Source organism: Pseudomonas sp. HMSC063H08 (assembly GCF_001813645.1).
GTDB classification, from domain to species: domain Bacteria; phylum Pseudomonadota; class Gammaproteobacteria; order Pseudomonadales; family Pseudomonadaceae; genus Pseudomonas; species Pseudomonas aeruginosa.
Window position 1 is genome coordinate 1 of record NZ_KV813601.1, and the last position, 312, is coordinate 312.

1 protein-coding gene is annotated in these 312 nt (G+C 62.2%); it reads right to left on the minus strand.

All coding sequences use genetic code 11. The features are described 5' to 3' along the window. Positions 1-240: hypothetical protein (locus HMPREF2924_RS28815; protein ID WP_070700821.1), on the minus strand; the 240-nt coding region annotated here is incomplete at its 3' end. Positions 241-312: the final 72 nt, after the last annotated feature.

Genomic DNA, 312 nt, shown 5'->3' on the forward strand with positions numbered 1-312 from the left:
GGTGTGAGGGTCGAAGCTGAGCCCATCGGCTTGGTGCAGCGGCCCTTGGCTGATCAGGAAGACCTGGCAGAGGTACTGATCGCGTAGCGCGACAGCCGCTTCCGCCTGCTCCAAGGTCAGCGACAGCTCCTCGATGAACAGGTCGATGAGCTCGTCGTCGCCGGCGACGTCGTTGTTGGACAGTTGGTCCTCGAGGTAGGCGAGGGTTTCCTGGGTGAGGTTGGTGAACAATGGGTTCATGGTGTGCTCCTGGTGGTAGACGAGGAGCGCCCTTGAGGGAGCCCCTCAAGGGAAGTGGTTGGTGCGGTCAGG